18 protein-coding genes and 1 tRNA gene are annotated in these 21,333 nt (G+C 68.9%); 11 read left to right on the forward strand and 8 right to left on the reverse strand.

The features are described 5' to 3' along the window. The first annotated feature begins 53 nt into the window (after window positions 1-53). From ACIQJ5_RS11670 to ACIQJ5_RS11685, 4 genes are all read left to right on the forward strand, one after another. Window positions 54-1,073 carry a MoxR family ATPase gene (locus ACIQJ5_RS11670; protein ID WP_231091800.1) on the forward strand — a complete coding sequence of 340 codons (1,020 nt, stop codon included), beginning with the start codon at window positions 54-56 and terminating at the stop codon, window positions 1,071-1,073. A gap of 1 nt (window position 1,074) precedes the next feature. Then, entirely contained in the window at window positions 1,075-2,286 is a 1,212-nt protein-coding gene (locus tag ACIQJ5_RS11675; RefSeq protein WP_402844060.1) for a DUF58 domain-containing protein, read from the forward strand. Continuing rightward, window positions 2,273-4,549, forward strand: a complete 2,277-nt coding sequence (locus tag ACIQJ5_RS11680; protein ID WP_402844063.1) for a DUF3488 and DUF4129 domain-containing transglutaminase family protein — start codon at window positions 2,273-2,275, stop codon at window positions 4,547-4,549. The genes ACIQJ5_RS11675 and ACIQJ5_RS11680 overlap by 14 nt, the downstream gene beginning before the upstream one ends. A 74-nt stretch (window positions 4,550-4,623) precedes the next feature. Further along, window positions 4,624-4,710: transfer RNA gene (locus tag ACIQJ5_RS11685), tRNA-Ser, on the forward strand. A gap of 78 nt (window positions 4,711-4,788) precedes the next feature. Here ACIQJ5_RS11685 and ACIQJ5_RS11690 read toward each other — a convergent pair. The 5 genes from ACIQJ5_RS11690 to ACIQJ5_RS11710 all read right to left on the reverse strand — a co-directional run bounded on the left by ACIQJ5_RS11690 (window position 4,789) and on the right by ACIQJ5_RS11710 (window position 9,483). Next, complete coding sequence (locus ACIQJ5_RS11690; RefSeq protein ID WP_402844065.1) at window positions 4,789-6,129, reverse strand: LssY C-terminal domain-containing protein; 1,341 nt, start codon at window positions 6,127-6,129, stop codon at window positions 4,789-4,791. A 6-nt stretch (window positions 6,130-6,135) separates the two neighbouring features. Continuing rightward, a complete protein-coding gene (locus tag ACIQJ5_RS11695) occupies window positions 6,136-6,534 on the reverse strand; it encodes a YccF domain-containing protein (RefSeq protein WP_402844067.1) in 399 nt (132 codons plus the stop codon). Window positions 6,535-6,568: 34 nt separating this feature from the next. Continuing rightward, window positions 6,569-8,209, reverse strand: a complete 1,641-nt coding sequence (locus ACIQJ5_RS11700) for an acyl-CoA dehydrogenase family protein (RefSeq protein ID WP_402844070.1) — start codon at window positions 8,207-8,209, stop codon at window positions 6,569-6,571. Between the two features lie 85 nt (window positions 8,210-8,294). Beyond that, window positions 8,295-8,738 carry an HIT family protein gene (locus ACIQJ5_RS11705; RefSeq protein WP_402844073.1) on the reverse strand — a complete coding sequence of 148 codons (444 nt, stop codon included), beginning with the start codon at window positions 8,736-8,738 and terminating at the stop codon, window positions 8,295-8,297. Window positions 8,739-8,862: 124 nt separating this feature from the next. Next, a complete protein-coding gene (locus tag ACIQJ5_RS11710) occupies window positions 8,863-9,483 on the reverse strand; it encodes a nucleotidyltransferase domain-containing protein (RefSeq protein ID WP_402844076.1) in 621 nt (206 codons plus the stop codon). Between the two features lie 321 nt (window positions 9,484-9,804). Here ACIQJ5_RS11710 and ACIQJ5_RS11715 point away from each other — a divergent pair, with 321 nt between their 5' ends. Next, window positions 9,805-11,280: a DUF222 domain-containing protein gene (locus ACIQJ5_RS11715; RefSeq protein ID WP_402844079.1), complete on the forward strand. Its 1,476-nt coding sequence runs from the start codon at window positions 9,805-9,807 to the stop codon at window positions 11,278-11,280. A gap of 111 nt (window positions 11,281-11,391) precedes the next feature. Next, window positions 11,392-11,790: an SdpI family protein gene (locus tag ACIQJ5_RS11720; protein WP_402844081.1), complete on the forward strand. Its 399-nt coding sequence runs from the start codon at window positions 11,392-11,394 to the stop codon at window positions 11,788-11,790. 304 nt (window positions 11,791-12,094) lie between these two features. Here ACIQJ5_RS11720 and ACIQJ5_RS11725 read toward each other — a convergent pair whose 3' ends face one another. Further along, window positions 12,095-12,847, reverse strand: coding sequence for a phosphotransferase (locus ACIQJ5_RS11725; protein ID WP_402844083.1), 753 nt, complete (start codon window positions 12,845-12,847; stop codon window positions 12,095-12,097). Beyond that, complete coding sequence (locus ACIQJ5_RS11730) at window positions 12,840-13,511, reverse strand: NADPH-dependent F420 reductase (RefSeq protein WP_231091789.1); 672 nt, start codon at window positions 13,509-13,511, stop codon at window positions 12,840-12,842. Before ACIQJ5_RS11730 ends, ACIQJ5_RS11725 begins: the two co-directional genes overlap by 8 nt. A gap of 51 nt (window positions 13,512-13,562) precedes the next feature. Here ACIQJ5_RS11730 and ACIQJ5_RS11735 point away from each other — a divergent pair, with 51 nt between their 5' ends. The 5 genes from ACIQJ5_RS11735 to cydC all read left to right on the forward strand — a co-directional run bounded on the left by ACIQJ5_RS11735 (window position 13,563) and on the right by cydC (window position 20,599). Further along, window positions 13,563-14,198 (forward strand): ArsR family transcriptional regulator, encoded by a 636-nt coding sequence (locus ACIQJ5_RS11735; RefSeq protein ID WP_402844088.1) that lies wholly within the window; start codon window positions 13,563-13,565, stop codon window positions 14,196-14,198. Window positions 14,199-14,374: 176 nt separating this feature from the next. Continuing rightward, the gene (locus ACIQJ5_RS11740) at window positions 14,375-15,784 is read left to right on the forward strand and encodes a cytochrome ubiquinol oxidase subunit I (RefSeq protein ID WP_402844091.1); all 1,410 of its coding nucleotides are present in this window, start codon (window positions 14,375-14,377) and stop codon (window positions 15,782-15,784) included. Between the two features lie 9 nt (window positions 15,785-15,793). Beyond that, on the forward strand, window positions 15,794-16,804 hold the full coding sequence (gene cydB, locus ACIQJ5_RS11745; protein ID WP_231091786.1) for a cytochrome d ubiquinol oxidase subunit II: 1,011 nt from the start codon (window positions 15,794-15,796) through the stop codon (window positions 16,802-16,804). Between the two features lie 13 nt (window positions 16,805-16,817). Next, window positions 16,818-18,569 carry a thiol reductant ABC exporter subunit CydD gene (gene cydD, locus ACIQJ5_RS11750; RefSeq protein ID WP_402844096.1) on the forward strand — a complete coding sequence of 584 codons (1,752 nt, stop codon included), beginning with the start codon at window positions 16,818-16,820 and terminating at the stop codon, window positions 18,567-18,569. A 356-nt stretch (window positions 18,570-18,925) separates the two neighbouring features. Further along, a complete protein-coding gene (gene cydC, locus ACIQJ5_RS11755) occupies window positions 18,926-20,599 on the forward strand; it encodes a thiol reductant ABC exporter subunit CydC (protein WP_402844099.1) in 1,674 nt (557 codons plus the stop codon). An 85-nt stretch (window positions 20,600-20,684) separates the two neighbouring features. Here cydC and ACIQJ5_RS11760 read toward each other — a convergent pair whose 3' ends face one another. After that, the gene (locus ACIQJ5_RS11760) at window positions 20,685-21,290 is read right to left on the reverse strand and encodes a GNAT family N-acetyltransferase (RefSeq protein ID WP_231091783.1); all 606 of its coding nucleotides are present in this window, start codon (window positions 21,288-21,290) and stop codon (window positions 20,685-20,687) included. Window positions 21,291-21,333: the final 43 nt, after the last annotated feature.

Consider the following 21,333-nt stretch of genomic DNA (forward strand, 5'->3'; position numbering starts at 1 on the left):
CGAGGGCACCGCTCGGACCCGCGCGAGCGGGTATCGCGGACGAGAGGATTCCGATGGATCAGGGCACCACTCCGGCAGCGCCGTCAGCAGCCGACCACACCGGCGCTGTGATCGACCAGGATCGCTTTTCGGCGGTGGTCGGCCGGATCGTGGAGTCGGTGGAACGCGTCATCGACGGCAAGCGCTCCGCGATCGACGCCGCCCTCGTCTGCTTGTTCGCAGAGGGCCATCTGCTCATCGAGGACGTGCCCGGGGTCGGCAAGACGATGCTCGCCCGCGCTCTGGCCGCATCCGTGCACGCGGACGTGCGACGGATCCAGTTCACCCCGGATCTGCTTCCCGGCGACGTCACGGGCGTGTCGGTGTTCAATCCGGTCACCAGGGAGTTCGAGTTCAAGCCGGGCGCGATCTTCGCGAACGTCGTGATCGCCGATGAGATCAACCGTGCATCCCCGAAGACGCAGTCGGCCCTGCTGGAGGCGATGGAGGAGCGCCAGGTCACCGTTGACGGCCTCTCGCGCCCGCTCCCCGCCCCGTTCATCGTGGTAGCGACCCAGAACCCGCTGGAGATGGACGGCACCTACGCCCTTCCGGAGGCGCAGCGCGACCGGTTCCTGGTGCGCCTGTCGATGGGCTACCCGGACGCGCAGGCGGAGCAGGCGATGATCCGCCAGCGCGACGCCGGCAACCCTCTCGCGGATCTCCGTCCCGTCACCGATGCCGCCGAGATCACCGCGATGATCCGCTTCGTGCGGGGAATCCATGTCTCTCCGCTCATCGAGGAGTATGTGGTGCGCCTGGCACAGGCCACCCGCACACACCCCGATCTCCGCCTGGGCGCATCGCCGCGCGCCACCCTGCAGCTCGTGCGTGCCGCGAAGGTGTGGGCGGCGCTGGACGGCCGCGACTTCGTGCTGCCGGACGATGTCACCGACCTCCTCTCCCCCGTGTTCGCACACCGTCTGCTTCCCACGCGCACCGCGCTGGGCCGCGCCAGCAATGACGAGATCATCGACGAGGTGCTCTCCGGGCTCACCCGCCGGGTCGCGGTGCCCATCGCGAGCCGCCGCTGACATGCGCGGTCCGCTCTGGCCACTGACCGCCCGCGGCACGGTGCTGTTCCTCGCCGGGCTGGTGATCACGGTGGTCGGTCTGCGCATCGGACTCGACGCCGTGGTCTTCGCCGGCGTGGTCCTCGCACTCCTGGTGCTGAGCTGCCTCGTGGTCGTGTGGTTCGGAGGCGCAGCCGGTGCGGTGCAGCACCGGGTCTCCCCCGACGTGTCCGCCGTCGGCGAGAAGATCGAGGTCGCGGCCACGTGGACCCCGGGTGCAGCACCGGCGGGTCTCACGCGCTGGAGCGAGCGTGTGCCCACCGGACTCGCGGGCCGCGCGAACGGCATCGTGACCCGGGCAGACCAGCGCATCGACCGCGTGACGATCCGCTACGAACTCACCGGCACGGCTCGCGGGGACCACAGTGTCGGGCCGCTGCGCGTGGGGCTCGTGGACGCACTCGGGCTCGCCCGGCGTATGCCCACGGTGGGAGAAGCCTTCTCGGTGCTGGTCGGGCCCGAGGTGCACGAGCTGCCGTCCCTGTCCGAGGCGGCGGGTGAGAGCGGCGGCGCGCACTCGGCGTTGTCGCCGCGTGCCGTGGAGGGCGCCGACAATCTGATCGCCCGCCCCTATGTTCCCGGCGACTCGCTCCGCCGCGTCCACTGGCGCGCAACGGCTCATCGTGACGAGCTCATGGTTCGCCAGGAGGAGTTCGAGAGCACGCCCCGGGCCACCGTGATCATCGATCGGGTGCGCCCGCACCAGACGGGCGGACGATCCGCGGCCGCTGACCTCGAGGCTGTGCTGGCCGGGGCGATCTCCGTGGTGGTGCGGCTGGTGCGCGACGGATACGCGGTGGCACTGACCGACACGTCCGGTACGGCACTCGTCCCGGACATCGCCGACGAGGACGGCATCCGCTCGGCTCTGGCCGTGCTCGCCCGGTTGCAGAGCGTGCACGCCGCGGCGCGTGTCTCGCCGATGGCCGCCGAGCTCGGGCCGGTGGTGCTCCTCACGGCGGGCCGCGTGGATGCAGCGGTGGATTCCACGGGGAGCGTCGCTGCGCGTTCGTCCCTCCCCGTGCTCCTGGCCGTCGGTCCCGCCGTCTCGGGAATCGAGCGGGCCGCCGCCCGCGGATGGCGCACCGGCGTCGTCGCCGAGTCCGGCGCCCCAGCGCTGCGGGCCGCGTGGGCGCGTGCGATCGGAGCGGAGGTGACCCATGGCGGTTCGTGAGGCCCCTGCGCCGACTGCCGCGGCCCACACGCATGAGATGCCGGCCCGCGGACGAGTCCAGTCGTCGTCGGCGCGGCGCCGCTCCCGCCCGGACGCCATCACCAGCCTGCTTCTCGCTGTGCTGCTGTGCTTGCCGTTGATGCCGTTCGGGAGGATCTTCTCCGGCGAGACCTGGCGGCTGCAGTCGGTGCTGACGATCGCCGTGCTCATTGGCGTCGGCGTCCTGATGCGGGCACTGCGCACCGGCGGCCTCGGCGCCCTGATCGGGCAGGTCATCATCGGCCTCGGGTCCGCCACTCTGCTCACCGCGCCGGCCCAGGCGTTCCTCTTCGTGATCCCGACGTTCGACGTGTTCGCCCACTGGGACGTGCTCGCGGGCGACGCCGCAGAGCAGATCCGCCAGGGCGTGGCCCCGATGCCGGAGGATCCCACGCTGTCGTTCCTGCTCGTCTCGGCGATCGCGCTGATCACGGTGCTCGCCGACCTCATCGTCATCACCTTCCGCGTCCCGGTGGCCGCGGTGCTCATCCCGCTGGCGCTGGCACTGGCCCCGTCCGCGATCCTCCCCCACGGCAGCGATGCGGTCGCGATCGCGCTCATCATCGTGGTGGGCGCCGCGCTGCTGTATCGCAGCGTGCAGCTGCGCGGGGGGCTTCGCCCCGGAGGCGTGCTCGGTGCGGGAGTGGTCTCGGTGGTGATCGCCCTCGTTGCCGCCGTCATCGTGGCGCCCCTCCTTCCCCGAGGCGGGAACGGGTCCTTGAACGGATTCGGGCTCGGAAGCGCGAACCGCATCGACGCCACCCTCGATCTCGGCGAAGACCTCCGCCGGCCGAACAACACCCGCATGCTGACCTTCACCACGGACGGGGGCGCGGTCCCGTACCTCCGGCTGACCACCATGTCGCAGTTCACCGGCAGCGTCTGGGAGCCGGATGAGGGCGAGCGGGTCGATGTGGACTGGCTCTCCCAGTTCCCGGAGGTGCGCGATCCCGCGGTGGAGACGACCACTCATCAGATCTCGGTGGAGGTCGACGGCGTGGACTCCACCATGCTGCCGCTCCCCCCGGAGCCCTTCGACCTCACCGGCCTCGGGGCCGGCTGGCGGGCGGACTCCGACAACCGGACCGTCGCGTCCGAGGGAACGGTGATCAACGGGCTGTCCTACGGCGCCTCGTACACCACGGCGGCGCCGTCCCTGGAGCAGATTCGCGCGGCGTCCGCGCAGATCGGCGCCAGCACCGGCCTCTCAGCCGAAGACACGCCTTTGCTGCACCAGTACGCCACCGAGGTGACTGCCGAAGCTGCGACCGATTACGACAAGCTCGTGGCGCTGCAGTCCTGGTTCCGCTCCAGCGAGTTCTCGTACTCGCTGGATGCGCCGGTGGAAGACGGCTATGACGGATCGAGCGCCGTGGCGATCGAGGCGTTCCTCACACAGCGCAGCGGCTACTGCGTTCACTTCGCGGCCGCGTTCACCCTGATGGCCCGCGACCTGGGTATGCAGGCGCGCATCGCGCTGGGCTTCCTGCCCGGCGAGGCCACGGGAACGAGCGTCGACGATCGCGTCCAGTACGCGGTCACGTCGGATCAGCTCCACACCTGGCCGGAGGTCTATTTCGCCGGCATCGGCTGGGTGGCGTTCGAGCCCACCGCGAGCCTGGGCGTGGCCACGCGGTTCCTGGCGGCGACACCCACCGGGAGCGATCCGGTCGAGCCGAGCGCGCCAGCGCCCACGTCCACGGCCACCGCCCAGCCGGAGCGTCCGGACATCACCGAGCCCACCGACACGAGCACGGCGGGGAGCAGTCCGAGCGTCGATCTCGGCCGGTACCTGGCCATCCTGGGCTGGATCGCCCTGGCGGTCGCGGTGGCCCTCACGCCCCTCACCGTGCGCACCGTGCTGCGGGCACGGCGGATGACGGCAGCACGTGCGGGCGACGCGGCGGCTGCCTGGGCGGAGCTGCAAGCAGATGCCGCGGATCACGGTCTCCGGGCCGACGACTCGAACACCCCGCGCGAGTTCGTGGACCGGATCGTGACGGCGACCGGCGCGCCCCGCGAGGAGCTCGATCTGCTGCGTGCCGCCATCGAGCGCGTCAGCTACGGACGTGAGGACGCTGGTGTCGCGGACGGCGAGGCCCTTGCCGGCGCCGTCGCCGATGTGCACCGGATCTGGCAGGAGACGGCGGACCCGCATGTCCGGCGCCGCGCCCGATTCCTTCCCGTCTCGCTGCTTCCCCGGCGGGATGCCCCCACCCCGTGACGCGCCCGGGTGGTCTGCCCGGTCACGAGCACACCGCAACACAGGGTAGGATCGTACGAGGCTCAGTGAGCCGAGGAGAATTCGCCTAGTGGCCTATGGCGCACGCTTGGAAAGCGTGTTGGGTGTGAAAGCCCTCGGGGGTTCGAATCCCCCATTCTCCGCCGAAGACCCCCAGAGAGATCTGGGGGTCTCTTGCGTCCGCCGGAATCCCGTTGGCTCGGCCGTCGCGCCCGCCGGGTTCAGCTCGCCGGAGCCTCGTGGGGCGCGGGCTCCAGATCGTCCGTGAGGCGACGGCGCGACCACGCCCCGGCGGAGTCCGTGGTGAGGGCGAGAAGGCCGAGGCACTGGACGGTCGCGTTCAGCAGCGCGAAGTCGAGGCCCAGCGCGATGGTTCCGTCGAGATAACTGACCGCGGCACCGATGATGGTGATCGTCAGCAGCACGATGAGGGTGTTGCGGGCGCGTCTGCCGCCGCGGAGCATGCTGATGGCCAGGACGATCTGGATCACCAGCGCCAGCGCGAAGACGCCCAGCACGATCCACAGCGCGGCGATCTCGATCTCGTCGAGACCGGCCGTGTCCGCGAGGGCGTTGACGATGTCCAGACCGCTGAGCACCGCACCGACAAGCACCACGACCGCGCCGAAGATCGTGGTCATCGGCGGGCGCGCCCGCTTCTCGGCGACATAGCTCGCGGTGAGCGTGGTGTCCGTCAGCGAGGGTTCCACCTCGGACAGATCGAGGATGGGGAGGTCACCGTCGGTGATGAATCGATCTCCGCCACCATTTCGCGAGTGATAGCCGGTTGTGAAATCGCTCAGCACACGCACCCGGACGGAGTCATCGGCCGTGGTCGCGGAGGAGACGACGAAGTCGCGCTCGACATCGGTGTCCTCATCGATGCGGTGCGTGATCTGGAGGGTGAACAGCGAGAGCCCCACGTCGGTGTCGTAGGTACCGGCTCCCAGCCAGTCCACCCGGGCACCTCCCGGCAGGGGCCAGCCTGGCGGAGTGTGCCAGAAGCGCACGTGGTGGCGCTGCTTCGGATTGCCGGCGACCTCCTGCTGATAAGCGACATCCTGTCGGCGTCCGAACAGATAGAGGTTCGACACCGGCGCCGTGGGGTACGACCTCCGCGTGAGCGTGGAGACGATGATCCCCCAGGTGGACGAGGGGGAGATCTCATCCGCGGTATGCCAGCCGGCGCGGCGCATCACCGCGTCGAGCTGCTCGAATGACCCGTCCACGGCGAGGTTCACGGGATCGCCGAGAAGTCCGTCGACGGTGCGGGTCCTGCCGAAGAAGTAGTCGGGCACATACAGATCCGAGAGCATCTTGTGCAGGCGCGGCAGCGCGAGATATGCGAGCAGCGCCCACACGACAAGCGCGAGGCCCAGCCCCCACCATGTCCGAAAGCCCTGCAGCACCAGGAGCGTGGCCAGCCACACAGCGGCAACCGTGCCGATGAGGAACGCGACGCGATCGAACACCGTGAAGCGATCCAGCGGCTGCTGCATGCGCAGCGCGCTGCGCCGCACCGTCGTGGAGCGCTCCTCAGCGGGATCCGATGCGTGGGGCATGGGCTCTCACAGGGTCCGGTCGAAGGATCCGCGCCGGGTGGAGACGATCTCCTTGCCCAGCGGCGCCAGCGACACCGGGATCATCTTGAAGTCTGCGATGCCCATCGGGATGCCGATGATCGTGATGCACAGCGCGATGCCGGAAACGATGTGTGCGATCGCCAGCCACCATCCGGCGAGGATCACCCACACCACGTTGCCGAGGAACGATCCGACTCCTGCCGTGGGCTTGGCCACGACCTCTCGCCCGAACGGCCACAGCGCATACCCTGCGATGCGGAAGGAGGCAATCGCCCACGGAATCGTGAAGATCGGGATGCAGAGCAGGATTCCCGCGAGGACGTAGCCGAGGAAGAGCGCCCACCCCGAGAGGATCAGCCAGATGATGTTGAGGATCGTGCGCATGCCGCCATGATCCCATGGGCTGCGGACATCCGGGCTAGAAGCCGGCGTGACGTTCGACGATCTCGGCCGCGCCGGTGATCTGTCCCGCGCCGTACAGGAAGCCACGAGCACCCTCGGTCCTCGTGGCGAGGAAGGCATCGGCTACAGCGGACGGAGCATGGCGGAGCAGAAGTGAACATTGGAGGGCTACAGCGAGTGCTTCGGCGAGCGCACGCGCGGAGGACTGAGCGTGCGCGGAGGCCGGGTCGGCCGCGCACCTGCGCGCGAGTGCCACGGTGTGATCGACGAACGCATCCAGCCGCCGGTCCGCCCCCGAGGCCACACGCACTTCGTCCACATACGCGTCCAGCGACTCGGGCTCGCGTGCGAGAGCCCGCAGCGTGTCCAGTGCGATCACGTTTCCGGAGCCTTCCCACACCGCCATCACCGGCTGCTCGCGGTAGCGGCGGGCGAGCGGGAACGCCTCCGTGTATCCGTTCCCTCCCAGGCACTCCAGCGCCTCGTACGCGTGCCCCGGTCCGCGTTTGCACACCCAGTACTTGAGCACCGCCGTCGCCAGCCGGCGGAACGGCTCGTCCGTTGCCGGTGCCGTCTCGTCATATGCCGCAGCGATGCGAAGGGAGGCGAGCGTGGCGGCCTCCGTCTCGACGGCCAGGTCGGCGAGCACCTGCGTCATCGCCGGCTGGTGGACCAGCAGGGCGCCGAAGGCCGAGCGATGCTGTGCGTGCCAGATGGCTTCCGCGGTGGACTGGCGCATCCCCGCGGTCGAGCCCAGCAGACAGTCCAGCCGGGTCTGGTTGACCATCTCGATGATGGTGCGGACGCCGCGCCCCTCCTCTCCCACCAGCCAGGCGTGGGTGGCGTCGAGCTCGATCTCGCTGGAGGCGTTCGCCCGGTTACCGAGCTTGTCTTTGAGCCGCTGAATGGCGAAGGGGTTGCGGCGTCCGTCGGGCAGTATCCGCGGCAGGAGGAAGCAACTGAGGCCCCCGGGCGCCTGCGCCAGCACCAGGAAGCCGTCGGACATCGGGGCCGAACAGAACCACTTGTGACCGCGCAGCAGATACTCGCCGTCTCCGAGCGGAACCGCGATCGTCGTGTTGGCGCGCACATCGGAACCGCCCTGCTTCTCCGTCATCGCCATCCCGAACAGGGCGGATCTTTTGCCGGCGCGCAACACGGGGTCGTACTCGCGTGCCAGCAATCGCGGAAGCCAGGAGTCCCGAAGCTCCGCAGTGGCGAACTGCTGAAGCGCGGGGACCACCGCATGTGTCATCGACACCGGGCAGGCATGACCGGGCTCGATCTGGGCCAAGAGCATGAACTGGGCGGCGCGCGCCACGTGGGCCCCCGGACGGGGATCCGCCCAGGCGGCGGTGTGCGCGCCGGCGGCGACGGCACTCCCGATGATCGAGTGATAGGCCGGGTGGTACTCCACCTCGTCGAGGCGGTTCCCCCATCGGTCGAAGGTGAGCAACCGCGGCTCAACGGTGTTCGCCAGCTCCGCGTCGTGCTGGAATCCGGCGGTTCCGACCAGTTCTCCCGTGGCCGTGAGCTCTGCGGTCGCCCAGCCGGCTCCGAAGGTGGTGACGCCCTCGGCCAGTGGGCGGTTGACGAGGTACTCGTTCAGTCCCTCGCGTGGAGCCGCCTGGTTGTGGACGGTGTGTGTGCTCGCCATCGTGCCACCTCTCGTTCGGTGTTTCGCACGACCTTACGCCCGGTCCGCGTGTGGGACTCCCCCGCAAGGACGCCGATGCTGCGGTTCAGGGCGACGGGGCGCCGCCGAGCGTTCCGCCCACGCCCCCATCGAGCGCGTCCTCCCGCGAGCGCCAGGCTTCCTGCATCGCCGTGACCGCGGAGGCCAGTCGGCCAGCGGGAAGGTACGTCGGGCCGTCTGCGATGTTCACGTTGCGCAGGGGGTCGTCGGGCTCGTGCTGAGGCAGCAGGTGACAGTGCAGGTGGGGCATCCGGTGGCCCATGACGAGGTAGTCGATCTTCTTCGGCTCGAACACGCGATCGATCACGCGGGCGGCCCGTTGCACGTCGACCCAGAACTGCGCGAGCTGCGTGACGGGCAGCTCTGCCATGTCCACGATGTGCTCACGGAGGATCACGAGGGAGTATCCCGCGTGATGCTGGTTGCGGGCGAACCGCACGAAGCTGGTGCCGGTCGCCGCGATGAGCACGCTGTGCTCATTGCTCTCCATATGTGCGTCAGCGCACATTCCGCAACGTTCGGGCGATGTCAGGGCCTGCCATTCGCGTTCGGACCACCACATGGCTCCCACCGTAGGCGCTGGGCTCCGGATGTAATGAGAGCAGCGGGCTGGATCAACGGGATGGAACGAGTTCTCCGATCCAGGGGTGATCCGGGTGCGCCGTCTGTAGTGCTCGTCGCAACCACACCGAAGCTTCCTCGCTCAGAACCGGACGAGCGGTTTCGAAGTCCGCCTGGTCCTGCGGGCGAAGTCCCGGAGCCTTGTGGAGCAGCTGGATCTCGGGACGCAGGTAGTTCACGCCGTTCTGAGACCAGAGGATCTCGTTGAACGCGAGCGCGACCCGCGGGTCGCGCTTGTAGGTCCATCGGGTGGGGGTCGTGTCCATGAGGATGATGTCGTACTCCCACGGGCTGGCACCGTCTGCCCTCAGCCACAGGTTGCTGCAGGTATCCGGAACCATCCGGGCCGGGTTCGTCAGAGGGAGCAGATCGCCGCGATGCGCCGCCCAGACATCCAGGCGGTCGCGCAGGTGCGCGCGCAGCAGATGCGCGTCGGAGCGAGGGATGCTCACGTCGATGTCGCCGTGAGGGCGCGAGATCCCCGTGAATGCCTCGATCGCCCATCCACCGGCGATCCACCAGGGGCCGGCATACCCCGCGAAGAGCTCGACGACATCGTCGACCGTGCGCGAGCGCCACGGCCCGTAGAGCCGTACGATCTCGCTGTGGTCCACGGTGCCAGGGTACGGATCTTCCCCCGCAAAGCGGCCGGTTGCCGCGCGCAGGTTGACGAATCGTGACCGACGTGTGTCTCTGAAACGGCCCAGCCCCCTTTCCTTCACCGGGCGCGAGGCTCTCGCCGCGGTCTCACAGTGCGGGCTCTCGCGGCGGACTCACGATGCGGGGCTCTCGCCGCGGTCTCACGATGCGGGGCTCTCGCCGGGGTGCTCTCACGGTGCGCGGCGGAGGAGGCCGAGCTCTCTATGGCGGAGCGGGTTATCCACATCCTCGCCACCTTCGTACTTTTGTTCCCATCGAGTCACCAGAATGAGGACATGACATTCGAATCTTCTCTGGGCACCGATCCCGGCGTGGTGCGCGCGTATGTCGATGCGCTGGCCGCGGTATCGCGCTCACGGGCCGCCACGGATGCACTTGAAGCAGCGCTGCTGGCAGACCTGGTGGAGCTGTCCGGTGCGTCCGGGCGGTCATCGGATGCGGAGCTGGGCCTGCGGTCGATCGCGGCGGAGGTGGGCGCCGCTGTCCGGGTGAGCGACCGCACCGTGCAGCATCAGATGTCGGACGCCTACCAGCTGGTGCACGGGTTCACCGCCGTGCATGCCGCGCTGTCATCCGGGGAGATCACCGGCGCTCATGTGCGGGTCATCCTGGAGCATGGGACACCCGTGGAGAGCGGTCCCGCGCGGGACACGTATGTGGAGCGTGCCCTCCCGCTCGCGCGTGCGGAGTCACCGAACCGGCTGCGCGCGATGCTCGCCCGCGTGGCCGAAGAGGTACGCGAGATCGGGATCACCGAACGCCATGAGGAAGCCCGTCGTGCCCGTGCGGTCTGGGTCACCGATGCTGCCGACGGCATGGCGACGCTGCACGACCTCCTCCCCTCGGTGCTGGCGTATGGCGTGAAGGATCGACTGGATCAGATGGCACACACGCTCCGCGCGGCGAACAAGGCGAACACCCGCAACGGAGCGGACGCCGATGCGGCGACCAGTCCACCAGCGCCAGCGACAGCCCCCGCATCCGCCCGGACACGAGAGATGGCGCAGACAGTGAGCGCGAGCGCTGGTACGCGTGCGAGCGCTGGTACGCGCGCGGACACTGGCGCTGGCACTGGCACTGGCACTGGCACGGGCACTGGCACTGGCACTGGCACGACCTTCGGCACAGGCACGGACGCGAATGAGCGACATGACACGCGGACGGTAGATCAGCTGCGCGCCGATCTGCTCGCCGATCTCCTCCTCACCAGCATCCCGAACGGCGTGAACACCGCGATCGGGTCCATCCGGGCCACCGTCGCCGTCACCATCCCGGTCCTCACGCTCCTCGGGCAGGAGAGCACCGGGGCCGAGCTCGATGGCATCACCCCCATTGACGCCGACACCGCCCGACTCCTCGCTGGCGCACAACCCGGATGGGACCGAATCCTTACCCACCCGATCAGCGGTGGGGTCCTTGCCACGGACCGATACCGGCCGACCGCGGATATGCGACGCTTCCTGACCCACCGAGACCAGCACTGCCGGCACCCCGGGTGCCGCGTCCCCATCCGCTACACCGACATCGATCACAACCACGACTGGGCCCATGGCGGCTCGACCGCAATCACCAACCTCGCACCCCTCTGCCGCCGCCACCACACCCTCAAGACCCACGCCGGCTGGAAGATCACACACCACTCCGACGGCACCGTGGAATTCATCACCCCTGCAGGACGCCATTACCCCCAGCACACTCACCACGCTGTTGCCTTCACCCCGAGCCTCGCTCACGACCGAAGCCCTGGCTGAATCGCCAGTGCCGACCCCCATCGCCCCAGCTTCTCGCATCCGTCAGCCCCAAGCCCGCCATGTCCGAGCCCTCACCCGACGCCCTGTTTGCACCGTGCATAGGATCGAGTGATGGGTGCGGAACTGAGCGTGAGAGTCGTGTTGTGCGTTGTCCTGGCCGGGTCGGGCCTTCTCATCGCCTGGATGGCGCACGCAGCAGCTTCCGGAAGGCTCAAGCGCAACCCGGTCGCCGGCATCCGTATCCCCAGCACGATGGCGAGCGAAGAAGCCTGGCTCGCAGCCCATGTGCGGGCCAAGCGCGCGACGCAGCTCTCGGCGTTGGTCGCCGTCGCCGCGGGGCTGATCGTGCTCCTCCCTCTGCCGACGCCAGCGCTGGCGTCTGTCGCACTCGTGGGCGCGGGTGCAATGGTGGGGTTCGTGCTCTACGGCGCGCGGGTGGGCAGCCGAGCCGCCGAAGCCGTCACTCGCGAGGCTGCACCCGGAAGCACCGGCACCGCCAGTCAGCGGTGATCAGCACCACAGCGCGACCGCCGCAAGATCCGCTCGGCGCCACGGCACGACGCGGGGCCCACGCAACCAACACCCCCCCTCACACCCAGCCGTGATCACCAACGCAACACCACTCACGCCCCACCGTGACCACAACCACATCCCCGGCTCACACCCCACCGTGACCACAACCACATCCCCGGCTCACACCCCACCGTGACCACCACCACATCCCCGGCTCACACCCCACCGTGACCACCACCACATCCCCGGCTCACACCCCACCGTGACCACCACCACGTCCCCGGCTCACACCCCACCGTGATCAGCGGCAGAGCGCGTCGCGCCAGATGTCCTCACGCTGACGGATCCACTCCGCCGCCGCGGCCCAGAACGCGCCGTGGCCCTCCTCGTACACGCGAGCCCAGGGCATTCGGTCGTGTCGATACGCATCGGCCAACATGTCGTGCATCGCCTGAGCGCGGACCGCGAGCAGCGCGGGCAGCTCGCGACGGAGCCCGTCATCCGGGTCGTAACCGTCGATGATCGCCGAGAGACGCCGAGCGCCGATGGCCTCGTCCGCGTCCGCATGCAACCCAGCGAACGCCTGCGCCGAATATGCGAGATCCCACGCGCGCGTGCTCGGCCCCGCACCGTCCCAGTCGATGAAGACCATCCGCTCGCCGAGCACCAGGTTCCATGGCGTCAGGTCGTTGTGGCAGATGAGCTCCGGCTCCCCCGGCGGGGGGATGACCGCCTCCCAGACGGCCCCAGGTTCGGGTACGTACGTGAGCGCCGCATCGTGGATCCTGCGGATGAGCCCTCCGATGGCCTCCAGCTGATCGAGGTCGGGTTCGTGGTCCTCGGCCATCGCCCCGGGGACGAATTCCAGCATCAGCCGGCCGGACTCGTCGGTGCCAAGAGGACGCGGGATATCGATCCCGGCCGCGAGCATCGCGGACATGAAGTCCGTGACCGCGGCGCTCGAGGGGGTCACGGGCTTGCGCACCGTGTCGCCGACCCTGACGACCTCAGCGGTGGCGTTTCCTCCCGCGAGCGGAATCTCAAGCTCAGCCATCCCCCGATGCTATGCGCCCCTGCGCAGCATCGATGCGCGCCCGCAGCTGCTCCGCCGGAACCGCAGCCCCGAAGACAGGACCGCGCGGTTCGAGCACCCCGCTCTCCGCCAGCGAGCCCACCGGAACCGGATCGAAGCCCAGGCACCGCACGACAACGGCCACCCTCTCGAGCGCCTCGCCGCTGCCCGCGATGCCGATTCCGATCCGGTAGGGCGAGCCGACCGGCTTCGCACCGGCCTCGAGATCGCGAAACGCCACGTGGTTCAGCGCCTTCACCACCTGAGCCCCGGCGAGCCGCGCGGCGACCAGGGTGCTCGTCGGACGCGTCGGATCGTCGAACTCGGGCCGCATACCGTCCGTCTCGGGCCAGTAGTTCATGGCATCGATCACCACCGACCCCTCCAGCATCCCCGGATCGAGGTCGTCGATCGCGCTCAGCGGCATCGCCAGCACGACCGTGCCGACGTCGACCAGGTCTTCGGCAGCCACGGTCTCCGCGCCGGGTGCGAACATCGCAACCACCTGACGCGTCCGCACCGGAGCGCCGGAGCCCGCAACGCGTACCGTCATGCCGGCCCCGAGCGCGAGTCGCGCCACCGCGAGCCCGAGCCGCCCAGCACCGATCACGCCGAGGGCCATGCCGGAGCATGCGGGTTCGCTCATGGAATCGAGATTATCGGCCTGTTTCTCATCTTCGTCTGTCATGCTGGGGTCATGGCCACACCCCATGGCTACAGCCCGATCTCCAGCGAATCGCGCGTTCGCATCCTGGCGATGCTCCTCGAAGGCGCCGATCGCACCATCGACGATCTCACCAGCGCCACTGGGCTGCATCCCAACACGGTGCGCGAGCATCTGCAGCGCCTCATAGAGAGCGGCTTCGTCCTGGCCGAGGCCGAGCACCGCACCACGCGCGGTCGCCCCCGCACCCTCTACCGCGCGGCGACCGGACAGCGCGGCGCTTCCAGCCCCATCATCCGGGAGAAGGCACGTCAGGCTGCAGAGCACGGCGACCTGATGCGCCGCGTCATGCCCGAGACCATTCCCGAGGGCCTGAGCACGCAGGAACTGCACCAGCTCGATGCCATCACGGAGCACCTGGAGGACAGCGGGTTCGATCCGATCGTCGATGAAGCCCACCTCACCGTCGACCTCACCCCGTGTCTGCACGCGTCCGATGCTCTCTCCGCCGCCCGCTGCGGAGTGCACATGTCACTGATCCAGAGCGTCCTGGCAGAAGCCGGGGGCCCGCTCGCCGTCGAGGGCATGCACCCGGCCTGCAACCCCGGCGACTGTGTGATCCAGCTACTGCGCGCCCCCGCGGACGTCGCAGCACCCACCGATTCCTGAGAATCGAATAGACAACCCGATCAGGGGTTTTCCTGATCCCTGGAATCGTTCATCCCGAAATCCGGCCCGCTTCGGTTATTCACGGCCCCAAGCTGAGAATCCCGTTTGAAAGACTGCCTATCGTGGTCGAAGAGCGTGGGTAAGACACGCCCGCGCACGACACGGAGGTCGTTCCCATGGAACTGCTCGATCCGCTGGCGCTGGCGCGCTGGCAATTCGGTCTCACGACCGTCTACCACTACCTCTTCGTGCCTTTCACGATCGGAATGGTGGTCGTCGTCTCGATCTTCCAGACCATCTGGGTGCGCACGGCGGATGTGAAGTGGCTTCACCTGACGCGTCTGTTCGGCAAGATCTTCCTCATCAACTTCGCGATGGGCGTGGTCACCGGCATCGTGCAGGAGTTCCAGTTCGGTATGAACTGGTCGGATTACTCGCGCTTCGTGGGTGACGTCTTCGGCGCACCGCTCGCGTTCGAGGGGTTGCTGGCGTTCTTCTTCGAAGCGACCTTCATCGGCCTCTGGATCTTCGGCTGGAACAAACTGCCCGCGAAGATCCATCTGCTCACGATCTGGGTGACCGCCGTCGGATCGATCCTCTCGGCGTACTTCATCATCGCGGCCAACGCGTTCATGCAGAACCCGGTGGGATACGAGCTCAATGAGACGACGGGCCGCGCAGAGCTGGTCGACTTTGGCGCGCTGCTCACGAACCCGGTCGCCCTCACCGCGTTCCCGCACACGATCTTCGCCGCCTTCATGTTCGCGGCCGGCATCGTCATCGCGGTATCCGCCTATCACCTGAAGCACGGCAACCACACCGCAGCCTTCCGTTCCAGTCTCAAGTTCGGGCTGTGGGGCATGCTCGTCGCCGTCGCCGGCACGGTCCTCACGGGCGACCAGCTGGGCCTGGTGATGGTGGAGACGCAGCCGATGAAGATGGCCGCGGCTGAGGCGCTGTTCAACAGTGCCTGCGGCGCCAACGCCTCCTTCTCGATCTTCACGCTCGGCACGCCTGATGGCTCCAGCGAGCTGTTCTCCGTGCGAGTCCCGTACCTGCTGAGCTTCCTGTCCACGCACACCTTCGACGGCTGCGTGGAGGGTATCCGCGACCTCAACGCCGAGTACGGCGTGCGCTTCGCCGACACCGGCCTCACCGACTTCAGCCCGATCCTCTGGGTCACCTACTGGGCCTTCCGCTGGATGATCGGCCTCGGCCTGGCACACGCCCTCGTCGCGCTGGTGGGTCTCTGGATCACCCGCAAGAAGGCGGGCCCGGTCAAGAAGTGGATGTGGAACGTCGCGATCTTCGCCGCTCCCCTGTCGCTGCTGGCCTCGTTGGTCGGATGGGTGTTCACCGAGATGGGACGCCAGCCGTGGCTCGTCTTCGGACTCATGACGACGCAGGACGGCGTGTCCCCGAACGTCACCGGCGTGGAGGTGCTGATCTCGCTGATCGCCTTCACCGCCATCTACGCCGCACTCGCGGTGGTCGAATTCGGACTCATCATCAAGGCCGCAAAGGCGGGCATCGACGACTCGGAGCAACCGGTCGACGACAAGCCCCTCGCGTCGGTCGTCTACTAAGGGGTCATCATGGATCTTCAGACTCTGTGGTTCTGGATCGTCGCCGCGCTGTTCGTGGGCTACTTCGTCCTCGACGGGTTCGACTTCGGCGTGGGCATGTCGCTCCCGTTCCTCGGCAAGGACGACGTCTCGCGCCGCCAGGTCATCAACACGATCGGCCCGGTGTGGGACCTCAACGAGACCTGGGTGATCGTGGCGGGCGCGTGCCTGTTCGCGTCTTTCCCGGAGTGGTACGCATCCCTGTTCAGCGGGTTCTATCTCGCGCTGCTGCTCATCCTGCTCGCGCTCATCCTGCGCGGCGTCTCGTTCGAGTACCGTCACCAGCGCGACAGCGCGAAATGGAAGCGCGGCTTCGACACGATGATCGTGGTCGGCTCGGCGGTCCCCGCGCTCCTCTGGGGCGTTGCATTCGCCAACATCGTGCAGGGCGTGCCGCTGGATGCGGATCACAACTTCACCGGCACGCTGTTCACCCTGCTGAACCCGTACGCTCTGCTCGGCGGCCTCACCACGCTGCTGCTGTTCTTCACCCACGGGGTCACCTTCGTGGCGCTGAAGACGGACGGGCAGCTGCGCACCAGCGCCCAGAAGCTGGCCACGCGGGCCGGGCTCATCTCGATCGTCGTCGCGGCAGCATTCCTGGTGTGGACGGTCATCGCCCACTTCTCGATCGCCGGGCTCGTGCTGTCTGCGGCCGCCGCCGTTTCGCTCATCGCCTCCGTGGTGATGAACCTGCGCGGCCGCGAAGGCTGGGCCTTCGCGTTCGGTGCCGCCACCATCGCACTCGCGGTGATCGCCCTGTTCGCGTCCCTGTTCCCGAACGTGCTCCCCTCCACGGTCGATCCGCTGACGAACAGCCTCACGATCCAGAACGCGTCGTCCTCGCCGTACACGCTGCAGATCATGAGCTGGGCTGCGCTGATCTTCCTGCCTCTCGTGCTGCTGTACCAGGGCTGGACCTACTGGGTGTTCCGCAAGCGCGTGACCCGCGCGTCCATCGAAGCGGCGGCAGCGCACTGATGCCGGTGCGCCGATGACGGACTCACCCCGCCGGGGACCTGTGGACCCGCGACTGCTGCGCTACGCGCGCAGCAGTCGCGGGTTCCTCGCGCTCGCCGGCGTCATCTCCTTCGCCCAGGCCCTGTGCACCCTCGGCTTCGCCTGGTTTCTCACCTCGGCCATCACCGGCGTCGTCGACCATGGGGTGACTCCGGCTCTCTGGCAGAACCTCGCGCTGCTCGGCGCCGTCGTTCTCGTGCGGGCCCTGCTCGTCTGGGCAGCCGAGCGGACGGCGGCCGGGGCCAGCTCCCGCATCGGCTCCGAGCTGCGCACGGCCATGCTGTCGGCCATCCGGCGGCTCGGGCCCGCGTGGCTCGCACGGCAGAACACGGCGCGTCTGACCGTCACCGCCGGCCACGGCCTCGAAGCCCTCGACGTCTACGTGGGCCGCTTCCTCCCCCAGCTCATCGCCACGGCGATCGTCACGCCGATTCTGCTGGCGGTCATCTGGTGGCAGGACTGGGTGAGCGGGCTCACCGCCACCCTCTGCCTGCCCCTCATCCCGATCTTCATGATCCTGATCGGCTGGGCCACCCAGGCGGTGCAACGCAAGCAGTGGGACACCCTGCAGCACCTCGCGGCCCGTTTCGCCGACACGGTCGAGGGTCTGGGAACCCTCCGGCTCTTCGGTCGCGAGCGCAAAGCCGTCGCGTCCATGGGTGCCATCTCCGACGGGTACCGCCGCGAGACGATGAAGGTGCTGCGGATCACGTTCCTCAGCGGCTTCATGCTCGAGTTCATCGCATCGATCTCGGTGGCCATCATCGCGGTCTCGATCGGGTTGCGCCTTCTCGGCGGCGAGATGACCCTCGCGGTCGGACTGTTCGTGCTGCTGCTCGCGCCCGACACGTTCCTCCCGCTGCGCCAGGTGGGCGTGCAGTTCCATGCCGCAACCGAGGGCGTGGCAGCAGCGAACGACGTGTTCGCCGTGCTGGATCAGGCAGCACGATCCGATGCACACGACATGCCCGCCACGTCCGAACCGCAGAGCGCCCCCGCCATGCCCGGCGCCACCGCCGGTTCCGGGGTGAAACCCCACGACGGTCCTGCCAGACGCGACGCAACCGCAGGCGCCCGGCTCGAGCTCCACGACGTCCGTGTCGACCGGGACGGGCTCCTCCCGCCGGTATCGTTCACGGCGGACCCCGGCACGCTCACCCTCCTGCATGGCCCGTCCGGGGCCGGCAAGTCGAGTCTGCTGGCCGCACTGCGCACCGCCGCCCCTTACGAGGGATCCATCACCGTCGACGGCACGGACATCGTGGACCTGCACCCCACCGCGTGGCTCGCCTGGGCGGGCCAGCGTCCGGGGCTCGTCGCCGGCACGATCGCAGAGAACATCACGCTGGGCGACGACCGGGACGACGAGACGATGGCATGGGCTCTGCGGACCGCCTGCGCGGACGAACTCGACCCCGATCTGCCCCTCGGCGTGCAGGGTGCCGGTCTCTCCGGCGGACAGGCGCAACGCGTCGCCGTGGCCCGTGCCTTCTACCGATTCGGCCGCGGCCACGCCCGCGTCGTGGCCCTGGATGAACCCTCCTCGGCGCTGGATGCCGACACCGAGGCCCGCCTGTGGCACGGACTGCGCGCCGTGGCAGATGCCGGTGCGACGATCCTGCTCGTCTCCCACCGCGCCTCCGCGGAGGCCATCGCGGATCAGTCCATCGAGCTCGATGGCTCGCGACGTGCGGAGATGGACGCGGATGCCGAGGTGTCGCGATGAACGGGGACACGAGCGGAGCCCACGTGCACGCGGAGGGACCGCGATGAACGCGAATGTCAGCGGGCACGCCCGTGAATGCGGAGATATCACGATGAACGCGAGCACCAGCCGAGCCCAGCCCGCGAAGGCGGAGGTGCCACGATGACCCGGAGCACCAGCAGAACCACCCGTGAATCCCGAGCTATCACGATGAACGCGAACACCAGCCGAGCCCGCGAAGGCGGAAGCGGATGTGGAGGCGAAGGCGGAGGTGCCACGATGACCCGGAGCACCGGCAGACTCACCCGTCAATCCCGAGATATCACGATGAGCGCGAGCACCAGCCGAGCCCGGCCCGCGAAGGCGGAGGTCCCACGATGACCACGACACGTGATGTGCTCCGCGTCGCCCAGCCACCGCTCCGCCGCTTCCTGCCGGGTGTGCTGTGGGGGCTGGCATCGGCTGCGGCAGCGGTGGCGCTGCTCGCATGCAGCGGATGGCTGATCGTCAGCGCCTCTGTGACAGACACCCTGGTCACCCTCAACGTGGCTATCGTGGGTGTGCGGTTCTTCGCCGTGTCCCGTGCCGTGTTCCGCTACCTGGAACGTCTGACCGGGCACGACGGTGCCCTCCGGCAACTGGCGGCCACGCGCTCGGACCTGATGCGCCGGCTCGTCCCGCTCGCACCGGACGGCATCTCGCGTACCGACCGCGGCTCGGTGCTGTCGACGCTGGTCGACGACGTCGAGGAGCTGCAGAACCTGCCGCTGCGCGTCGTCCAGCCCGTGGTGATCGGATCGCTCACTGCGATCGGCTCGGTGGTCGCGATCTCGATCATCCGTCCCGCAGCGGGCCTCACGTTGGCGCTCTGCCTGATCGCGGCCGCCGTCGCCGCCGTGGGCTGGGGATGGCTCGCCGGCTCGCGGGCGGAACGCCAGATCGCGCCTGCCCGTGCCCGCCTCACCAGCGCGCTCACCGACTACATCGGCAGCTTCGACGTGCTGGTCGCATTCGGCGCGGAGGAGCGAGCGCGCGCGGAGGTTCTCGCCGCCGACCGATCGCTGCGACGGCTGGTCACGCGCACGACCAGCGCGCAGGGCGCCTCCTCCGCCGTCCTGTCCGCGCTGGCGGGAATCGCCTCGCTGGCTGCCGTCGCCGTGACGGCCCCGACCATCACCGACCCCGCGTCGGGTGCATGGCTGGCCGTGGTGGCGCTGGTTCCGATGGTGGTCTTCGAGACCTTCGCCACGGTGCCGCTGGCGGCGTCGTCCTGGCGCCGCGTGCACTCGGCAGCCGGGCGCATCGCCTCATTGCTGCCCGCCGAGCTGCCCGCAGAACTCGCTCCGGACCTGCCGGAAGATCCCGAGGCACGCGTCACGATCGGCGCCGGCGTACGGCTTCGTGATGTACGGGCGGGGTGGCCCGACGGCACCGGTCGCGACGTGCTGCGCGGTGTCGATCTGGATGTCGCCCCAGGCGAGCGCGTGCTGGTCACCGGGCCGAGCGGCGCGGGAAAGTCGACGCTCGCCCACGTCCTGGTGCGCTTCCTGGAGGCCCGCGGCGACTTCACCCTGAACGGCCAGGACGTGCACCACATCGCCGGTGCGACGATTCGCCGCACCATCGGCATGAGCGAGCAGCAGCCGCACCTCTTCGACGAGGACATCCGCCAGAACCTGCTCTTCGCGCGCCCCGACGCGACCGACGCGGAACTCGAAGCGGTGCTCAAGCGCGTGGGCCTGGACGAGTGGCTGCGCCAGCGCGGTGGGCTGGATGCGCGGGTCGGTGAGCGCGGCGCCCTCGTCTCCGGCGGCCAGGCACAGCGACTCGCCCTGGCCCGCGCGCTGCTTCACGACGTGGACGTGCTGGTCCTGGATGAGCCGACCGCCGGAGTGGACCCGGCCATGTCCGATGCCCTGCTGAGGGACCTCCTCGGCGCGACGAACGTCGAACGTGAGCGAGCCGTCGTGCTCATCTCCCACGTCACGGTCCCCGACGAGCTCATCGACCGCACGCTGCGACTGGAGGACGGCCGGCTGATTCCGGCGTGATCGGATGCTGCTCGGGCGCTGCACGAGCAGCGCAAACGCACCCGAGCCGGCCCTCCGTATCGGGCCGCGCCGCGGGCTCTCGTTCTCAGTCGAATCGGCGGCCGAAGGCCTGGGAGCCCGGCGCAGACGGCAGGCGGGTGAAGCCCAGGCGGTCGTAGAAGCCGAGGGCGTTCTCATTGCGCGAGGACGCCACGAAATGGAGCCCACGGACACCGCGGCGCCGCAGCTCCGCCTCCATCGCCTCGATCAGACCGCGCCCGAGGCCGCCGCCCTGTCCCTCGGGAAGGATGTCGATGTGCAGGTGGGCCGGATACTCCGCGGCGTACTCGATCGGCACCGTTCCCACGCGCTCGGCGCCGGCCAGCATCGCGGCATCGCGCTCCGCCGCCTCATCACCCGCATAGGTGTCGCGCACCGACGGCCACCACTCGTCGTGGAACCACCGGTTGAACGCCTCGGTGTCGTCGGTCGCGATCACGTAGCCGATCGCCCGCCCCGCGCCGTCGTCGATGACGAACGCGAGATCCGGGTGACGCTCGACATAGGGAACGGCGTAGATGTCACCGAGCAGGGAATCGTGGCGGAACAGCCCTTCCGCATTGGCCCCCGAGTCGCCCGTCTTCACGCAGATGTCCGACACCGCCGAGCGGTCCGAAGCGCGATACGGGCGAATGGTGCGAGGAGCAGTCATGTTCTCATCCTTCCAGGACAGGCCGGGTCAGCGTGATCTGCCG

This window comes from Microbacterium sp. GXS0129 (genome assembly GCF_044769785.1).
Lineage (GTDB): Bacteria > Actinomycetota > Actinomycetes > Actinomycetales > Microbacteriaceae > Microbacterium > Microbacterium nymphoidis.

Excerpts from the sequence above, each read along its gene's own strand:
- ACIQJ5_RS11700 (WP_402844070.1), bottom strand. The coding sequence starts at position 8,209 with ATGGCGAGCACACACACCGTCCACAACCAGGCGGCTCCACGCGAGGGA.
- ACIQJ5_RS11740 (WP_402844091.1), top strand. The coding sequence starts at position 14,375 with ATGGAACTGCTCGATCCGCTGGCGCTGGCGCGCTGGCAATTCGGTCTC.
- ACIQJ5_RS11670 (WP_231091800.1), top strand. The coding sequence starts at position 54 with ATGGATCAGGGCACCACTCCGGCAGCGCCGTCAGCAGCCGACCACACC.
- ACIQJ5_RS11680 (WP_402844063.1), top strand. The coding sequence starts at position 2,273 with ATGGCGGTTCGTGAGGCCCCTGCGCCGACTGCCGCGGCCCACACGCAT.
- cydC (WP_402844099.1), top strand. The coding sequence starts at position 18,926 with ATGACCACGACACGTGATGTGCTCCGCGTCGCCCAGCCACCGCTCCGC.
- ACIQJ5_RS11690 (WP_402844065.1), bottom strand. The coding sequence starts at position 6,129 with ATGCCCCACGCATCGGATCCCGCTGAGGAGCGCTCCACGACGGTGCGG.
- ACIQJ5_RS11675 (WP_402844060.1), top strand. The coding sequence starts at position 1,075 with ATGCGCGGTCCGCTCTGGCCACTGACCGCCCGCGGCACGGTGCTGTTC.
- ACIQJ5_RS11715 (WP_402844079.1), top strand. The coding sequence starts at position 9,805 with ATGACATTCGAATCTTCTCTGGGCACCGATCCCGGCGTGGTGCGCGCG.
- ACIQJ5_RS11705 (WP_402844073.1), bottom strand. The coding sequence starts at position 8,738 with ATGGAGAGCAATGAGCACAGCGTGCTCATCGCGGCGACCGGCACCAGC.
- ACIQJ5_RS11695 (WP_402844067.1), bottom strand. The coding sequence starts at position 6,534 with ATGCGCACGATCCTCAACATCATCTGGCTGATCCTCTCGGGGTGGGCG.
- ACIQJ5_RS11730 (WP_231091789.1), bottom strand. The coding sequence starts at position 13,511 with ATGAGCGAACCCGCATGCTCCGGCATGGCCCTCGGCGTGATCGGTGCT.
- ACIQJ5_RS11735 (WP_402844088.1), top strand. The coding sequence starts at position 13,563 with ATGGCCACACCCCATGGCTACAGCCCGATCTCCAGCGAATCGCGCGTT.
- ACIQJ5_RS11725 (WP_402844083.1), bottom strand. The coding sequence starts at position 12,847 with ATGGCTGAGCTTGAGATTCCGCTCGCGGGAGGAAACGCCACCGCTGAG.
- cydD (WP_402844096.1), top strand. The coding sequence starts at position 16,818 with ATGACGGACTCACCCCGCCGGGGACCTGTGGACCCGCGACTGCTGCGC.
- ACIQJ5_RS11720 (WP_402844081.1), top strand. The coding sequence starts at position 11,392 with ATGGGTGCGGAACTGAGCGTGAGAGTCGTGTTGTGCGTTGTCCTGGCC.
- cydB (WP_231091786.1), top strand. The coding sequence starts at position 15,794 with ATGGATCTTCAGACTCTGTGGTTCTGGATCGTCGCCGCGCTGTTCGTG.
- ACIQJ5_RS11760 (WP_231091783.1), bottom strand. The coding sequence starts at position 21,290 with ATGACTGCTCCTCGCACCATTCGCCCGTATCGCGCTTCGGACCGCTCG.